At 69.8% G+C, this 16,480-nt stretch carries 14 protein-coding genes and 1 pseudogene; 9 read left to right on the plus strand and 6 right to left on the minus strand.

The genetic code is table 11. The annotated features are described in order from the left end of the window. Positions 1-5 precede the first annotated feature (5 nt). Complete coding sequence (locus PKO50_RS21155; RefSeq protein WP_089391720.1) at positions 6-923, minus strand: AAA family ATPase; 918 nt, start codon at positions 921-923, stop codon at positions 6-8. A 95-nt stretch (positions 924-1,018) separates the two neighbouring features. Further along, positions 1,019-1,879 carry a LysR family transcriptional regulator gene (locus PKO50_RS21160; RefSeq protein WP_089391721.1) on the minus strand — a complete coding sequence of 287 codons (861 nt, stop codon included), beginning with the start codon at positions 1,877-1,879 and terminating at the stop codon, positions 1,019-1,021. Between the two features lie 115 nt (positions 1,880-1,994). On the opposite strand from PKO50_RS21160, the gene PKO50_RS21165 reads away from it, so the two are divergent. Further along, positions 1,995-2,438, plus strand: a complete 444-nt coding sequence (locus PKO50_RS21165) for a multidrug/biocide efflux PACE transporter (protein WP_109933166.1) — start codon at positions 1,995-1,997, stop codon at positions 2,436-2,438. A 273-nt stretch (positions 2,439-2,711) separates the two neighbouring features. Here the strand turns inward: PKO50_RS21165 and pyrF are convergent, their stop codons facing one another. The 3 genes and pseudogenes from pyrF to PKO50_RS21180 all read right to left on the minus strand — a co-directional run bounded on the left by pyrF (position 2,712) and on the right by PKO50_RS21180 (position 5,763). Further along, a complete protein-coding gene (gene pyrF / locus PKO50_RS21170) occupies positions 2,712-3,410 on the minus strand; it encodes an orotidine-5'-phosphate decarboxylase (protein WP_109933167.1) in 699 nt (232 codons plus the stop codon). 88 nt (positions 3,411-3,498) lie between these two features. Further along, positions 3,499-4,461 (minus strand): response regulator, encoded by a 963-nt coding sequence (locus tag PKO50_RS21175; RefSeq protein WP_109933168.1) that lies wholly within the window; start codon positions 4,459-4,461, stop codon positions 3,499-3,501. A 1-nt stretch (position 4,462) separates the two neighbouring features. Then, positions 4,463-5,763: pseudogene (locus tag PKO50_RS21180) on the minus strand (ATP-binding protein). 179 nt (positions 5,764-5,942) lie between these two features. On the opposite strand from PKO50_RS21180, the gene PKO50_RS21185 reads away from it, so the two are divergent. After that, the gene (locus PKO50_RS21185; protein WP_074979780.1) at positions 5,943-6,116 is read left to right on the plus strand and encodes a DUF2897 family protein; all 174 of its coding nucleotides are present in this window, start codon (positions 5,943-5,945) and stop codon (positions 6,114-6,116) included. 117 nt (positions 6,117-6,233) lie between these two features. Beyond that, positions 6,234-6,998, plus strand: coding sequence for a CPBP family intramembrane glutamic endopeptidase (locus PKO50_RS21190; RefSeq protein WP_089391724.1), 765 nt, complete (start codon positions 6,234-6,236; stop codon positions 6,996-6,998). Here PKO50_RS21190 and PKO50_RS21195 read toward each other — a convergent pair whose 3' ends face one another. Further along, positions 6,999-7,622, minus strand: coding sequence for a TetR/AcrR family transcriptional regulator (locus tag PKO50_RS21195; RefSeq protein WP_208604351.1), 624 nt, complete (start codon positions 7,620-7,622; stop codon positions 6,999-7,001). A gap of 222 nt (positions 7,623-7,844) precedes the next feature. On the opposite strand from PKO50_RS21195, the gene PKO50_RS21200 reads away from it, so the two are divergent. The 6 genes from PKO50_RS21200 to atuF all read left to right on the plus strand — a co-directional run bounded on the left by PKO50_RS21200 (position 7,845) and on the right by atuF (position 16,458). Beyond that, entirely contained in the window at positions 7,845-9,659 is a 1,815-nt protein-coding gene (locus PKO50_RS21200; protein ID WP_275627152.1) for an acyclic terpene utilization AtuA family protein, read from the plus strand. A 17-nt stretch (positions 9,660-9,676) separates the two neighbouring features. Continuing rightward, positions 9,677-10,552, plus strand: a complete 876-nt coding sequence (locus PKO50_RS21205; protein ID WP_275627153.1) for an SDR family oxidoreductase — start codon at positions 9,677-9,679, stop codon at positions 10,550-10,552. Positions 10,553-10,555: 3 nt separating this feature from the next. Then, positions 10,556-12,172 (plus strand): geranyl-CoA carboxylase subunit beta, encoded by a 1,617-nt coding sequence (gene atuC / locus PKO50_RS21210; protein ID WP_275627154.1) that lies wholly within the window; start codon positions 10,556-10,558, stop codon positions 12,170-12,172. A 163-nt stretch (positions 12,173-12,335) separates the two neighbouring features. Further along, a complete protein-coding gene (atuD, locus tag PKO50_RS21215; RefSeq protein ID WP_275627155.1) occupies positions 12,336-13,496 on the plus strand; it encodes a citronellyl-CoA dehydrogenase in 1,161 nt (386 codons plus the stop codon). Positions 13,497-13,607: 111 nt separating this feature from the next. After that, positions 13,608-14,405: an isohexenylglutaconyl-CoA hydratase gene (atuE, locus tag PKO50_RS21220; protein WP_275627156.1), complete on the plus strand. Its 798-nt coding sequence runs from the start codon at positions 13,608-13,610 to the stop codon at positions 14,403-14,405. Between the two features lie 64 nt (positions 14,406-14,469). Then, complete coding sequence (gene atuF / locus PKO50_RS21225) at positions 14,470-16,458, plus strand: geranyl-CoA carboxylase subunit apha (protein WP_275627157.1); 1,989 nt, start codon at positions 14,470-14,472, stop codon at positions 16,456-16,458. Positions 16,459-16,480: the final 22 nt, after the last annotated feature.

Below are 16,480 nucleotides of genomic sequence, written 5' to 3' on the forward strand. Positions count from 1 at the left end.
CCCGCTCACAGCGCCGGGACTTCGCGCTGCAGCCACTGCACCAGGGCGCCGCCGCCGTGGCCGGAGGGGTCGGCCTGGTCGCGCAGGCGGTGCCCGGCCACCGAAGGCAGCACCGCCTGGACGTCCTCGGGGATGGCGTAGTCGCGCCCGGCGAGCAGCGCCCAGGCCCGCGCCGCGGCCAGCAGCGCCAGGCTGCCGCGCGGCGACAGGCCGAGGGCGAAGGCCGGCTGGCTGCGGGTGGCCTCGGCCAGGCGCAGCACGTAGTCGACCAGGGCGTCGCTGACGTGGACCTTGGGCACCTCGGCCTGCAGCGCCGCCAGCTCGGCGGGGGTGAGGATCGGCTCCAGGCGCGGCAGCAGGTCGCGGCGCGCCTCGCCCAGCAGCAGGGCCTTCTCCGCGGCGCGCCCGGGGTAGCCCAGGGACAGGCGCATGAGGAAGCGGTCGAGCTGGGATTCCGGCAGGGCGAAGGTGCCGCCCTGGGTCACCGGGTTCTGCGTGGCGATGACGAAGAAGGGCTCGGGCAGCGGCCGGGTGGCGCCCTCGATGGTCACCTGGCCCTCCTCCATGGCCTCCAGCAATGCGCTCTGCGCCTTGGGCGTGGCGCGGTTGATCTCGTCGGCCAGCACCAGCTCGGCGAAGATCGGCCCGGGGTGGAAGACGAACTGCCCGGTCTCCTTGTCGAACACCGAGGTGCCGAGCACGTCGCCGGGCAGCAGGTCGGAGGTGAACTGGATGCGCTGGAAGCTCAGCCCCAGCACCCGCGCCAGGGCGTGGCTGAGGGTGGTCTTGCCCATCCCCGGGAGGTCTTCGATCAGCAGGTGCCCGCGGGCCAGCAGGCAGGTCATGGCCAGGCGCACCTGGACTTGCTTGCCCAGCAGGATCCGGTCCACCGCTTCCAGGCATTGCTCCAGCTTGCCGCGCATCCTCACCTCGTGCCGTGCCATCGAAAGAATCCGATCCTACTGGCCCACCGCCACAGCGAACAGGTCACTTCGCCACAAACTGTGACGGGGCCGGCTCAACTGGCCAGCAGGCGTTCCACCAGCCAGCGCGCCGCCGGGCCCAGGCTGCGCTGCCGCGACCAGACCACGTCGACCGCCACGCTGCGCGGCCAGCCGGGCACCTGCAGCGGGTGCAGGCGGCCGTTGGCGAAGCGCTGGTTCATCCAGGTGGGCAGCTCCACCCAGCCGAAGCCGAGCACCGCCATGTCCAGCAGCAACAGGTAGGTCGGCGCCGACCAGCAGCGCCCGCCCAGGGGTGGCTCGGCGTCGTCGATGAAGGTGTTCAGGCGCAGGTTGCGGTGGGCCAGCAGGTCGCTGCGTTCCACCTTCTCCAGTTGCGCCAGGGGGTGCTCGCGGCTGACGAACAGGCCGAACTCGGCGCATTCGCCCAGGGTGGCCGAGCCGATGTCCGGCGGGTAGTTCGGCTGCGCGGCGAGCAGGCCGAGGGACGCGCGGCCCTGGCCGACCAGGTCGATGACGTCGCCGTGCTCGGCGATCAGCCATTCGAACTCGAGGTCGGGGAAGTGCCGGTCGATTTCCGCCAGGCGCTTCTCGAAGGGTTCGGACTGGTAGGTGTCGGACATCGCCAGGGTCAGCCGCGGCTCCATCCCCGCCGAGAGCTGCCCGGCCAGCTGGCCGAGGCGGTCGTTGGCCATCAGCACCTCCTCCACGCGCCCGAGCAGGGCCTTGCCGGCCTCGGTCAGCTTCGGCTGGCGCGCGCTGCGGTCGAACAGCTCCAGGCCCAGGTCGATCTCCAGCCGCGCGATGGCCTCGCTGACGGTGGACTGGCTCTTGCCCAGCTTGCGCGCGGCGGCGCTGAAGGAGCCCAGGCAGGCGGCCTCGGCAAAGGCCTGGAGGGATTCGGGTGAGTATTGCATGGCGCCTCGTCCATCGGTTTTCCCGATGCTAGCCAACTTCGAAACGACCCTTCAACCGATGAGAATAGCTGCAACTCGGCCCCGAGAGGCCCGTTTTCACCCTGGAGAAACACCCATGAGCATGCAAAAGACGCTGAAGGAAAGGCTGTTCCACGCCCTGCTCTTCGAATTCATCGCCCTGGCCATCTGCGCCCCGACCCTGGCCTGGCTGATGGACCAGCCGCTGGGCCACATGGGCGCCCTGACGCTGATGTTCTCGTTGATCGCCACACTGTGGAACATGGTCTACAACGCCCTGTTCGACCGCGCCCAGCGGCGCCTGCAGTTCGCCCGCACGCTGCCGGTGCGCGTGCTGCACGCCTCGCTGTTCGAGCTGGGCCTGATCTTCATGCTGGTGCCGCTGGCGGCCTGGTGGCTGGGCATCGGCCTGGTGGAGGCGTTCGTCCTGGATATCGGCCTGATCCTGTTCTTCCTGCCCTACACCATCGCCTTCAACTGGGTGTACGACGCGCTGCGCGAGCGCTGGGTGGAGCGGCCGCGGGAGGTGCTGGCGCGTTAGGCGGGGGCTTGTAGGAGCGAGCTTGCTCGCGAACCACACGGCACCACATCCGGTCGGAACACCTTTCGCGAGCAAGCTCGCTCCTACGAAGAACACTCCATGCAGCCTGCCGGAGCGTTGCGTAGGGCGAATAACCGTTCGCGGTTATCCGCCGTTGGCCGGAACGCTGGTGCCCGAGGACATCGGCGGATAACGCCTTGGGCGTTATCCGCCCTACGAATGAAAAAGGCGGAGCAGGTTTGGCCTGCTCCGCCTTTTTCATGCCCCTGCCGTTCAGGCCAGGGAGGCGACTATCGAGGCCAGGGCCGCGGCCGGGTCGGCGGCCTGGCTGATCGGGCGGCCGATCACCAGGTAGTCGGCGCCGGCGTCCAGGGCCTGGCGCGGGGTGAGGATGCGGCGCTGGTCGTCCTGGGCGCTGCCGGCCGGGCGGATGCCCGGGGTGACCAGTTGCAGGGCCGGGTGCGCGGCCTTCAGCGCCGGGGCTTCCTGGGCCGAGCAGACCAGGCCGTCCAGGCCGGCCTTCTCGGCCAGGGCGGCCAGGCGCAGGACCTGCTCCTGGGGCTCGACGTCCAGGCCGATGCCGGCCAGGTCCTCGCGCTCCATGCTGGTCAGCACGGTCACGCCGATCAGCAGCGGCTTCGGGCCGTTGAAGGCGTCGAGGGTCTCGCGGCAGGCCGCCATCATGCGCAGGCCGCCGGAGCAGTGCACGTTGACCATCCACACGCCCATCTCGGCGGCGGCGCGCACGGCCATCGCGGTGGTGTTGGGGATGTCGTGGAACTTGAGGTCGAGGAACACCTCGAAGCCGCGGCCGTTCAAGGTCTCGACGATGCCCGCGGCGCAGCTGGTGAAGAGTTCCTTGCCCACCTTCACCCGGCACAGTTTCGGGTCGAGCTGGTCGGCCAGCGCCAGGGCGGCCTCACGGGTGGGGAAATCCAGGGCGACGATGATCGGGGTCTGGCAGACGGACATGGGCTCTCTCGCGGGGGAATCTGAAAAACGCCGCGCATTGTCGCAGAAAGCGCCGCCGCCGGCAGCCTCCGGCGACGCGCTGCCCGCCTCACACGCTCAGGCGCTCGCGCAGGCGGCCGAGCATGCCCAGCAGGCTGCCGACCTTCTCCCGCTCGCGTTCCTCGCGCGGCGCCTCGGCCTGGCGCGGCACCGCCAGTTGCGGTTGGCTGCGCCACAGCTGGGCCTGCTCGGCGGCGGCCTTCAGGCCCTTCTCGAACAGGCCGCGGCGGATCGGCTTGGGCAGGTAGCGGAAGATCTGCGCCTGGTTGATCAGCGCCAGCAGGTCCTGGGTGTCGCGGAACGGCGTGACCACCAGGCTGAGCAGGCGCGGGTGGGCCTGAGCCAGGGACTTGAGCAGCGGCGCGGTGTCCTCGCCGGCGAGCTTCAGGTCGCTGACCAGGATGTCGATGGGCTCGGCGTTGAGCCGCAGCAGCGCCTCGGCCAGGTTGCGCGCGCGGTGCAGCTGGTGGTTGCCGGCGGCGCAGAAGTCGCCGACGCAGGCCAGGGCGTCGGCGTCGTCGTCCAGCAGCAGCACGTTGAGCGGCGCGGCCAGCCGGCTGATGGCCTGCAGGTCGGGCGCGGCGCCCGCCTGGCGCCCGGCGATCTCCGCCGCCTGGCGCAGGGTGAAGGCCATTTCCTGCGGGTCCCAGGGCTTGGTCAGGTAGCGGAAGATGCCGCCGTCGTTCAGCGCCTCCACCGCCGCGTCCAGGTCGGAGTAGCCGGTGAGCAGGATGCGCAGGCAGTCCGGGGCGATCTCGCGGGCCCGGGCCAGCAGCTCGGCGCCGCTCATCTGCGGCATGCGCTGGTCGCTGACGAGGATCTGCACCGGCTCGCTGCGCAGGCGTTCCAGGGCGCGCCGCGGGTCGCTCTCGGTGAGCACCTCGTAGTGCCGGCGGAACTGCATGGCCAGGCTGCGCAGGATACGTTCCTCGTCGTCGACGAAGAGGATGCGGGTCAGGCCGGTGGGCCGGGCCTGGCCGGACTGCGGCAGGGCCTTGAGCGGCTGGGTCATGTCAGGCACTCCGTTTCAGGTCGCTGGCCTGCGCGCGTGGCAGGCGGATGAGGAATCGTGTGCCGCGCCCCGGCTCGGAGGCGACGCGGATGCTGCCGCCGTGGTCCTGGACGATCTTGTAGCTGATCGACAGGCCCAGGCCGGTGCCCTGGCCCGGCGGCTTGGTGGTGAAGAAGGGGTCGAAGATGCGCGCCATCACCTCGGCGGGCATGCCCTTGCCGTTGTCCTGCACCGAGACGTACACCGCCGCCTCGTCGGCCCAGGTCCTGACATGGATGTGGCCGTAGCCGTCCATGGCCTGGGCGGCGTTGGTGAACAGGTTGAGCAGCACCTGGTTGATCTGCGAGGGCGCGCAGGCGATGCGCGGCAGCTCGCCGAGCTGGCGGATGATCTCGGCCTTGTCCTTGATGCTGTTGCGGGCGATCAGCAGCGCGCTCTTCACGCACTCGTTGAGGTCCACCTCCTCGCTCATGGCGCGGTCCAGGCGGGCGAAGTCCTTGAGCCCGCCGACCAGCTCGCCGATCTGCGCCAGGCCGTAGGTGGTGTCGCCGAACAACTGGTCGAGGTCCCCAGCAATTGCTCCAGGGCGGCTTCCCCGCGCACCCGCCCGGCGGCCTGCAGGGCCCGGGCCAGACGCGCCTCGTCGCAGGCCGCATCGCCCAGGCAGTCCACCAGTTCGGCCTGGCTCTCGGCCAGTTGCAGCAGCGGCAGGAGTTGCTCGCGGATCAGCTCGAGGTTGTTGCGCACGTAGCCCAGCGGGGTGTTCAGCTCGTGGGCGACACCGGCGACCATCTGGCCCAGGGAGGCCATCTTCTCCGACTGCACCAGTTGCGCCTGGGACTCCCTGAGATCGACCAGGGCCTTGTGCAGCACGCGGTTGCGCTGGGCGATACGCGCCTCCATGGCCTTGAGCAGGTCGAGCACGGTGCCCAGGCCCAGGTAGGCGCCCGCGCCGTCGACCAGGATGAAGTCCTCGGTGATGGGGTACCTGAGCTGGGCGGTGACCTGCTGCGCCGCCTGCTCCAGGCTCCACTCGATGTCCACCCGCAGCGGGCTGGCGTTCATCATCTCGCTGACCGGGCGGCGGCCCCAGAGGTCGCGGCCGAAGCGCTGCATGAAGATGTCCTGCAGCGTGTAGCGGCTGATCAGCCCCAGCGGGCGGCCCTGCGCGTCCACCACCGGCAGCGAGAGGAAGGCGCGGTGCTCGGCGGTGAGCAGGCGGTCGGCGACGTCGCTTAAGCTCATCTGCGCCTGCAGCGGCTCCACGGCTCGCAGCAGTTCATGCAGGGCGCTGGTGGTCATCGGCGGACTCCGCTGGCTGAAATGCACGCCAGTCAATCAGGTCCAGATTGCCATCATGTGACAGCGGTCGCGCGCCACGCATCCTTCACCGCGGCGTCATACGCCGGCAACAAGCACGCTCACTGACAAGCCGACCGCGCGGGGTTATGGTGGAAGCCTGCATCCCCAAGGAGAACACCATGCCCTGGTACGCCTGGTTGATCATCGTCCTCGCCCTGGGCTCCATCCTCGGCGGCCTGTTGCTGCTGCGCGACAGCGCCCGCAAGCTGCCGCTGACCGAGGAGCAGCTCAAGCGCATCCACCAGCGCAATGCCGAGATGGACGCCCAGGACGCCCGCGACGACAAGCGCTGAGCGCCGGTAGCCGTTGCCGACAGCCCCCGCGCCCGGGGCATTTCCGCCATTCCCCGCCGCGGGCATGGATCAGGCTGGGCGAATTGCCTAGACTGCGGCCGGTGGATGGAGGACACGATGCTCAGGAAGCTACTCCCGCTGCTGCCAGGGTTGCTCCTGCTCGGCGGTTTCGCCCTCGGATTCGTCCAACCCCTGGGGCTATTGATAGGCGCGGTCTTCGTCGCCTGGACACTCTATGGCGAACAGCGCCTGCCCTGGCTGCTCTGGTGGCCGCTGTGCCTGCTGGCGAGCTTCGCCCTCGCCGCGCACCTGCTGCCCGGCACCCAGTCGTGGACGCTGTGGCCGCCGCGGCAACTTTCCGCCGATGCACCGGCCTACGCGCTGCGCCTGTCCTGGGACAAGGCGCTGGTGGGCGTCACCCTGCTGGCCTGGTGGCTGCGCCGCCCGCCCCTGGCGGGCGCTTCGCCGGACTATGCCGGCATCGCCGTGGTCGCCACCCTGTTCGCCGTGCCGCTGCTGGCGACCGCCTCGGGCCTGGTGGTGTGGCGGCCGAAATGGCCGGACGGCCTGTGGATCTGGCTGCTGGTGAATTTCGCGGTGATCGCCCTGACCGAGGAACTGATCTTCCGCGGCCTGCTGCAGACCTCGCTGGTGGAGCGCCTGGGCGCGCCCGCCGGGATCCTCCTCGCCAGCCTGCTGTTCGGCCTGGCGCACCTGCCCTTCAGCGGCCAGTTCGCCGTGGTGGCCGGCATCGCCGGGCTCGGCTACGGCCTGGCGCTGCACTTCAGCGGGCGCATGCTGGTGCCCATCCTGCTGCACGGGGTGGTCAACAGCGTGCACCTGTTGCTGCTGAGCTACCCGCTGCACCTGGGCCTGGGCTGATCAGGCGGCCTTGTAGACCAGCAGCAGGGCCTGCTCGGCCAGGTCGTCGAGGGTCATGCTGCCGTCCTGGCGGAACCAGGTCATGGTCCAGGACAGCGCGCCGGTGAGGAAACGCCGCAGGATGAACGGGTCGCCCTCGCAGAAGCCGGCCGCGCGCGCCTCGCCGAGCACGTCCAGCCACATCTGCTCGTAGATGTCGCGCAGGCCGAGGATGTAGGCCTGGCCCTCCGGCGACAGCGAGCGCCATTCGTAGACCAGCACCGCCATGGCCTCGCCGGTGCCGCCCATGATCGATTGCAGCTCGCAGCGGATCAGCGCCAGCAGGCGCTCGCGCAGGTCCTCGGCGTCGGCCAGGGCGGCGCGCATCAGCGCGGTGTTGTAGAGGATGGTTTCCTCCATCACCGAGCGCAGGATCTCGTCCTTGCTCTTGAAGTGGTGGAAGATGCTGCCGGACTGGATGCCCACGGCGCCGGCCAGGTCGCGCACCGTGGTGCGCTCGTAGCCCTTGGCGCGGAATAGGTGGGCGGCGGTCTGCAGCAGCTTGCCGCGGGCGCTCTCCGGGTCCGTCACCTGCCCGTTCGCCACCAACTCCAGCATCACTTCGCGCGCTTTCTGGTCATCCACGCTCTGCTCTCCCCTCGTCCGCCATCCGGCCACCGCTGTTCAGGGCGATTTCATGATCGCCACGCAAGTACTTGTGCATACAGGTGAAATGTATGCCTGCGAGGGCAACCAAGCAAGCGCTTGGCCATCACTTGGTTGGGTTGTCTGGCGGTTACGCCCTCTTTTCAACCAAGCGCTTGCTTGGTAATGTCGGAACATCTCTCGACCGTTACGGGCAGAACAATGACCAAGACCGTACGCATCGGCTGCGCCTCGGCTTTCTGGGGCGACACCTGCAGCGCCGCCGCCCAGTTGGTGAAGGGCGCGGAGCTGGACTACCTGGTGTTCGACTACCTGGCTGAAATCACCCTGTCGATCATGGCCGGGGCGCGCCTGAAGAACCCCGAGGCGGGCTACGCCACCGACTTCGTCGATGTGCTGGCGCCGCTGCTGGGGGAGATCGCCGGCAAGCGCATCCGCGTCATCAGCAATGCCGGCGGGGTCAACCCGCAGGCCTGTGCCAGGGCGTTGCAGGCCGCCTGCGAGAAAGCCGGGGTGGACCTGAAGATCGCCGTGCTGGAAGGCGACAACCTGCTGCCCCAGGCCGGCGCACTGGCCAAGGCCGGCACCGTGGAAATGTTCAGCGGCACCCCGCTGCCGCCCCTGTGCGTGTCGATGAACGCCTACCTGGGCGCGCCCGGCATAGTCGAGGCGCTGGCCCGGGGCGCGGACATCGTGATCACCGGCCGCGTGGTGGACAGCGCGGTGGTCAGCGCCGCCCTGGTGCACGAGTTCGGCTGGGCCTGGAACGACTTCGACAGGCTGGCCCAGGCCGCCCTGGCCGGGCACATCATCGAATGCGGCGCGCAGTGCACCGGCGGCAACTTCACCGACTGGGAAAGCGTGCCGGACTACGAGCACATCGGCTTCCCCATCGTCGAAGTGCAGGCCAGCGGCGACTTCGTCGTCACCAAGCCGCAGGGCACGGGCGGCCTGGTCACGCCGCTCAGCGTCGGCGAGCAGGTGCTCTACGAGATCGGCGACCCGCGCGCCTACCTGCTGCCGGACGTGGTCTGCGACTTCACCCGGGTGCGCCTGCAACAGGCCGGCCCCGACCGCGTCGCCGTCAGCGGCGCCCGCGGCCTGCCGCCCACCGGCCAGTACAAGGTCAGCGCCACCTACCCCGACGGCTTCCGCTGCACCGCCAGTTGCCTGATCGCCGGCATCGACGCGGTGAAGAAGGCCGAGCGGGTGAGCCGGGCGATCATCGCCAGGACCGAGGAGATGTTCGCCGAACGCGGCTGGGGCCCCTACCGCGAAACCAGCATCGAGCTGCTGGGCAGCGAGGCCACCTATGGCCCCCACGGCCGGCGCCAGGACAGCCGCGAGATCGTCGTGAAGCTCGCCGTGCGCCACGCCCGCAAGGAGGCGCTGGCGCTGTTCTCCCGCGAGATCGCCCAGGCCGCCACCGGCATGGCCCCGGGCCTGACCGGCATCGTCGGCGGGCGGCCCACGGTGTACCCGGTGATCCGCCTGTTCTCCTTCCTGGTGGACAAGGCCCGCTGCCAACTGGCGGTGCACATTGGCGAGGCCAGCCACGCCGTGGCCCTGCCGCAACTGGAACACTTCGACCCGGCGAACCTGGCCGAAGCCGCGCAGGCCCCCGCCGCCAGCGGCCAGGCCACGGCCAGCGTGGCGCTGGTGAAGCTGGCGGTGGCGCGCTCCGGCGACAAGGGCGACCACAGCAACATCGGCGTGATGGCGCGCCAGCCCGAATACCTGCCGTGGATCGCCGAGGCCCTGAGCGAAGGCGCGGTGGCCGAGTGGATGCAGCACGTGCTGGACCCGCAGCTGGGCCGCGTCAGCCGCTGGTACCTGCCCGGCACGCACAGCCTGAACTTCCTGCTGGAGCACGCCCTGGGCGGCGGCGGCGTGGCCAGCCTGCGCATCGACCCGCAGGGCAAGGCCTTCGCCCAGCAACTGCTGGAATTCCCGGTGGCAGTGCCGCAGCACATCGCCGATGAACTCAGCTCTTCTACGAAAAGAACGAACGCTTGAGCAGGACGACAAAAACAATGGCATACGACTCGATCTTCAAGCCCGGCCTGTTCGCCGGCCAGACTGCAATCGTCACTGGTGGCGGCAGCGGCATCGGCCGTTGCACCGCCCATGAACTGGCGGCCCTGGGCGCCCATGTGGTGCTGGTCGGGCGCAAGGCCGAGAAGCTGGAGAAGACCGCCGGCGAGATCGCCGAGGACGGCGGCAGCGCCAGCTGGCACAGCTGCGACATCCGCGACGAGGAGGCGGTGAAGGCGCTGGTGGCGCTGGTGCTCGCCGAGCGCGGGCCGATCCACCACCTGGTCAACAACGCCGGCGGCCAGTACCCCGCGCCGCTCGCCTCGATCAACCTCAAGGGCTTCGAGGCGGTGGTGCGCACCAACCTGGTGGGCGGCTTCCTAATGGCCCGCGAGGTGTTCAACCAGAGCATGAGCAAGACCGGCGGCGGCATCGTCAACATGCTCGCCGACATGTGGGGCGGCATGCCCGGCATGGGCCACTCCGGCGCCGCCCGCGCGGGCATGGAGAACTTCACCAAGACCGCCGCCGTGGAGTGGGGCCACGCCGGGGTGCGGGTCAACGCCGTGGCGCCGGGCTGGATCGCCTCCAGCGGCATGGACACCTACGAGGGCGCCTTCAAGGCGGTGATCCCGACCCTGCGCGAACACGTGCCGCTCAAGCGCATCGGCACCGAATCGGAAGTGGCCTCGGCCATCGTCTTCCTGCTCTCCCCCGGCGCCGCCTTCATCAGCGGCAACACCATCCGCATCGACGGCGCCGCCAGCCAGGGCAGCCGCGCCTTCCCGCTGGCCAAGGGCAAGCCGGGGCAGAGCCGTTCCTACAACGGCTTCCACCGCGCCTACCTGCCCGACGTGCTGAAGGACCAGGAGTAAGCCATGCCGGTGATCCAGTCGGAAATCGACACCCAGGGCGAGGACTTCGCCCGCAACCGCCAGGCCATGCTGGCCGCCGTGGCCAGCTTCCGCGACCTGGAGCAGCAGGTGCTGGACAAGGCCGCCGAGGCCAGGCCGAAGTTCGACAAGCGCGGCCAGCTGCTGCCGCGCGAGCGCCTGAACCTGCTGCTCGACCCCGGCGCGCCCTTCCTCGAACTCTGCTCCCTGGCCGGCTACAAGCTGCACGACGACAAGGACGGCACCCAGGCCGGCGGCGGCATCATCTCCGGCATCGGCTACGTCGCCGGGGTGCGCTGCCTGGTCAGCGCCAGCAACAGCGCGATCAAGGGCGGCACCATCTCCCCCACCGGGCTGAAGAAGACCCTGCGCCTGCAGCAGGTGGCGCTGGAGAACAAGCTGCCGCTCATCGCCCTGACCGAGAGCGGCGGCGCCAACCTCAACTACGCGGCGGACATCTTCGTCGAGGGCGCCCGCGGCTTCGCCAACCAGGCGCGGCTGTCGGCCGCCGGCATCCCGCAGGTCACGGTCGTGCACGGCTCCAGCACCGCCGGCGGCGCCTACCAGCCGGGGTTGTCGGACTACGTGGTGGTGGTGCGCGGCAAGGCCAAGATGTTCCTCGCCGGCCCGCCGCTGCTCAAGGCCGCCACCGGCGAAATAGCCACCGACGAGGAACTGGGCGGCGCCGAACTGCACGCCCAGGTCGCCGGCACCGCCGAGTACCTGGCGGAGAACGACGCCGACGGCGTGCGCCTGGCTCGCGAGATCCTCGCCGCACTGCCGTGGAACGCCCAGCTGCCGGCCCGCGCGGCGCGGCACTGGGACGAGCCGCTGTACCCGGCCGAGGAACTGCTGGGCGTGGTCCCGGCCGACGCCAGGAAGCCCTACGACGTGCGCGAGATCGTCGCGCGCATCGCCGACGGTTCGCGCTTCCTCGACTTCAAGAACGAATTCGACGCCCAGACGGTGTGCGGCCACCTGCACATCGAGGGCCACGCCTGCGGCCTGATCGGCAACAACGGCCCCATCACCCCGCAGGGCGCGGCCAAGGCGGCGCAGTTCATCCAGCTGTGCGAGCAGAGCAACACGCCCATCCTGTTCCTGCACAACACCACCGGCTTCATGGTCGGCACCGAGTCCGAGCGCCTGGGGGTGATCAAGCATGGCTCGAAGATGATCCAGGCGGTGGCCAACGCCACCGTGCCCAAGCTCACCCTGGTGGTCGGCGGTTCCTACGGCGCCGGCAACTACGCCATGTGCGGCCGCGGCCTGGACCCGCGCTTCATCTTCGCCTGGCCCAACAGCCGCACCGCGGTCATGGGCGGCGCCCAGGCCGGCAAGGTGCTGCGCATTGTCACCGAGGAAAAGCACGCCAAGGAGGGCAAGCAGGCCGACGCGAAGATGCTCGACATGCTCGAACAGATGACCGCGCAGAAGCTCGACGCCCAGTCCACCGCACTGTACGGCACCGCCAGCCTGTGGGACGACGGGTTGATCGACCCGCGCGACAGCCGCCGGCTGCTGGGCTACCTGCTGGACATCTGCGCGGAGGCGGCGGTACGGCCGCTCAAGGGCAACAGTTTCGGGGTAGCGAGGTTCTGACCTGATAGGGGCTCCCTCTCCCGCTTGCGGGAGAGGGAGCCAAAGCGATCCGGCGTAAAGCGAACTTCCCGCCCGCTCCGAACAGCCCCCTCTCCCTTCAGGGAGAGGGTTGGGGAGAGGGAAAGGGGAAGTGAACACCCAAGGCTCAGGAGGAAAACAACAAATGCTCTTCACCCAGGAACACGAAGAACTCCGCCGCACCGTCCGCAACTTCGTCGACAAGGAGATCAACCCCTACGTCGACCAGTGGGAGAAGGACGGCCGCTTCCCCATCCATGAAGTGTTCAAAAAGGCCGGCGCGCTGGGCCTGCTGGGCATCTCCAAGCCGGAGAAGTTCGGCGGCATGGGCCTGGACTACAGCTACTCGGTGGTCGCCGCCGAGGAGTTCGGCACCATCCACTGCGGCGGCGTGCCCATGTCCATCGGCGTGCAGACCGACATGTGCACCCCGGCCCTCGCCCGCTTCGGCTCCGACGAGCTGCGCGAGGAATTCCTGCGCCCGGCCATCGCCGGCGAGATGGTCGGCTGCATCGGCGTCTCCGAGGTCGGCGCCGGCTCCGACGTGGCGGGGCTGAAGACCACCGCGCGCAAGGACGACGACGACTACGTGATCAACGGCAGCAAGATGTGGATCACCAACTCGCCCTCGGCCGACTTCATCTGCCTGCTGGCCAACACCTCCGACGACAAGCCCCACGTCAACAAGTCGCTGATCATGGTGCCGATGAAGAGCAAGGGCATCAGCGTCAGCCCGCACCTGGACAAGCTCGGCATGCGCAGTTCGGAGACCGCCCAGGTGTTCTTCGACGACGTGCGCGTGCCGCAGCGCTACCGCATCGGCGCCGAGGGCGCGGGCTTCATGATGCAGATGCTGCAGTTCCAGGAAGAACGCCTGTTCGGCGCCGCCAGCGGGATCAAGGGCCTGGAGTACTGCGTCAACGCCACCATCGACTACTGCAAGCAGCGCAAGACCTTCGGCCAGGCGCTGATCGACAACCAGGTCATCCACTTCCGCATGGCCGAGCTGATGACCGAGATCGAGTGCCTGCGCGCCCTCACCTACCAGGCCACCGAGCAGTACATCCGCGGCAAGGACGTCACCCGCCTGGCCTCCATGGCCAAGCTCAAGGTCGGCCGCCTGGCCCGCGAGGTCACCGACGCCTGCCTGCAGTACTGGGGCGGCCAGGGCTTCATGTGGGAGAACCCGGTCTCCCGCGCCTACCGCGACACCCGCCTGGTGTCCATCGGCGGCGGTGCCGACGAGATCATGCTCGGCATCATCTGCAAGCTGATGGGTACTCTGCCGGGCAAGAAAAAGGGCTAAGAGCTGTTGCCTTTGTAGGAGCGAGCTTGCTCGCGAACCAGCCCCGCAGCGGAAGCGTTCGCGAGCAAACTCGCTCCTACGAAAAGACGACGAATAGACGAGGAATCCGGCATGAGCGAATTGCCGAACTGCGAAACCCTGCTGCTGGAGCGCGATGGCGGCGTGCTGCACGTCACCCTCGACCGCCCGGACAGTCGCAACGCCATGAGCCTGGCCATGGTCGGGGAACTGCGCGCGGTGCTGGCCGCCGTGCGCGACGACCGCGAGGTGCGCGCCGTCGTCCTGCGCGGCGCCGGCGGGCACTTCTGCGCCGGTGGCGACATCAAGGACATGGCCGGCGCCCGCGCCACCGGGCCCGATGCCTACGCTGCGCTGAACCGCGCCTTCGGCGCCCTGCTGGAGGAAGCCCAGGCACAGCCGCAGGTGCTGGTGGCGGTGCTGGAAGGCGCGGTGCTCGGCGGCGGCTTCGGCCTGGCCTGCGTGTCGGACATCGCCCTCGCCGCTGACGGCGCCCAATTCGGCCTGCCGGAAACCAGCCTCGGCGTGCTGCCGGCGCAGATCGCGCCCTTCGTGGTCAAGCGCATCGGCCTGACCCAGGCCCGCCGCCTGGCGCTCACCGCCGCCCGCTTCGACGGCCGCGAGGCGCTGCGCCTGGGCCTGGTGCACTTCAGCGAGGCCGACGCCGACGCCCTCGGCCAGCGCCTGGCGCAATGCCTGGAACAGGTGCGCCGCTGCGCCCCCGGCGCCAACGCGCAGACCAAGGCGCTGCTGCTGGCCACCGAGACCCAGGCCCTGGGCCCGCTGCTGGACGACGCCGCAAGACAGTTCGCCGCCGCCGTGACCGGCGCGGAAGGCGCCGAAGGCACCATGGCCTTCGTGCAGAAACGCAAACCGCAGTGGGCGCAGTAGCCGCCGGCCGCAGCAGACAGCCCCTTCTCCCTTCAGGGAGAGGGTTGGGGAGAGGGAAACCAGCATGCCCAGCTTCGACAAGATCCTCATCGCCAACCGTGGCGAGATCGCCTGCCGGGTGATCCGCACCGCCCAGGCCCTGGGCTACCGCACGGTGGCGGTGTACAGCGAGGCCGACGCCGAGGCGCGCCACGTGCAACTGGCCGACGAGGCCCTGTGCATCGGCCCGGCGCCGGTCGGCCAGTCCTACCTGAAGGCCGCGGCCATCCTCGACGCCGCGCGGCGCACTGGCGCCGACGCGGTGCACCCCGGCTACGGCTTCCTCTCGGAGAACGCCGAGTTCGCCCGCGCCTGCGAGGCCGCCGGCATCGTCTTCATCGGCCCGAGCGTCGAGGCCATCCACCTGATGGGCAGCAAGCGCCTGTCCAAGCTGGCCATGCTCGAAGCCGGCGTGCCCTGCATCCCCGGCTACGAGGGCGCCGAGCAGGACGACGCGAGCCTGGCCCGCGAGGCCGGGCGCATCGGCTACCCGCTGATGATCAAGGCCAGCGCCGGCGGCGGCGGCCGCGGCATGCGCCTGGTGCAGGCGGCCGACGAGCTGGCCGCGCAACTGCGCACCGCGCGCTCGGAAGCGCTGAACGCCTTCGGCAGCGACGAACTGATCCTGGAGAAGGCGGTGATCCGCCCGCGCCACGTGGAAATCCAGGTGTTCGGCGACCACCACGGCAACCTGGTCCACCTCGGCGAGCGCGACTGCTCGGTGCAGCGCCGCCACCAGAAGGTCATCGAGGAAGCGCCCTGCCCGGTGCTCACCCCGGAGCTGCGCCAGGCCATGGGCGAGGCGGCGGTGAAGGCGGCGGCGCGGGTGAACTACGTCGGCGCCGGCACCGTGGAGTTCCTGCTGGACACCAGCGGCGCTTTCTACTTCCTGGAAATGAACACCCGCCTGCAGGTCGAGCACCCGGTCACCGAACTGGTCACCGGCCAGGACCTGGTGGCCTGGCAGATCCGCGTGGCCGAAGGCCAGCCGCTGCCGCTGAAGCAGGAGGACATCGCGCTGCGCGGCCACGCCATCGAGGTGCGCCTGTACGCCGAGGACGCCGGCAACGGCTTCCTGCCGCAAACCGGCGAGGTGCTGCGCTGGGAGCCGCAGGTGCAGGACGGCATCCGCATCGACCACGGCCTGGTGGAGGGCCGGGCGGTGACGCCCTTCTACGACCCCATGCTGGCCAAGGTGATCGCCTACGGCGCCACCCGCGACGAGGCCCGGCGCAAGCTGGTGCGCGCCGTGGAGGACTGCGTGCTGCTGGGCGTGAAGGCCAACCAGCGCTTCCTCGCCAACCTGCTCAAACACCCGGAGTTCGCCGCCGGCAACGCCACCACCGCGTTCATCGGCGAGCACTTCGCCAACGACCCGAGCCTGCGCCCGCAAGCGCCACAACCCGGCGAACTGGCCCTGGCCGCCGCCCTGCTCTACCAGGCCTCGGCCAGCGCCCGCGCGCACCAGGGCGGCCTGGCCGGCTGGCGCAACGCCGGCAACGAGCCCTGGCGCTACCAGCTGCACGACGGCGAGCAGAAGCACGGGGTGGAGCTGGAGGTGCTGGAGCCCGGTACGCAGCCCAGGCTGCTGGCCTGCATCGGCGACTCGGTGGTGGCGCTGTGGCTGATCGCCATGGACGCGCGCTGGGTGGTGGCGGAGATCAACGGCATCCGCCGGCGCATCGCCCACCACCGCCAGGGCGAACGCGTCTGGCTGTATGGCACGGGCGGCAACCTGGAGCTGCGCGACGTCACCCACGAGCCCGCCGGCGCCCAGGGCGGCGCGGCCTCCGGCACGGTCAAGGCGCCGATGGACGGCGCCATCGTCGACGTGCTGGTCAGCGAGGGCGCGCGGGTCAGCAAGGGCCAGCTGTTGCTCGTGCTGGAGGCGATGAAGATGGAACATCCGCTCAAGGCCGGGGTCGACGGCATTATCCGCCGCATCCAGGTGAGCAAGGGCGAACAGGTCAAGAGCCGCCAGTTGCTGGTGGAGGTCGAGGCCGAGGAGGCCTGAAACGTTTTTCGTAGGAGCGAGC

The sequence above is a fragment of the Pseudomonas sp. 273 genome (assembly GCF_029201425.1).
GTDB classification, from domain to species: Bacteria; Pseudomonadota; Gammaproteobacteria; order Pseudomonadales; family Pseudomonadaceae; genus Pseudomonas; species Pseudomonas delhiensis.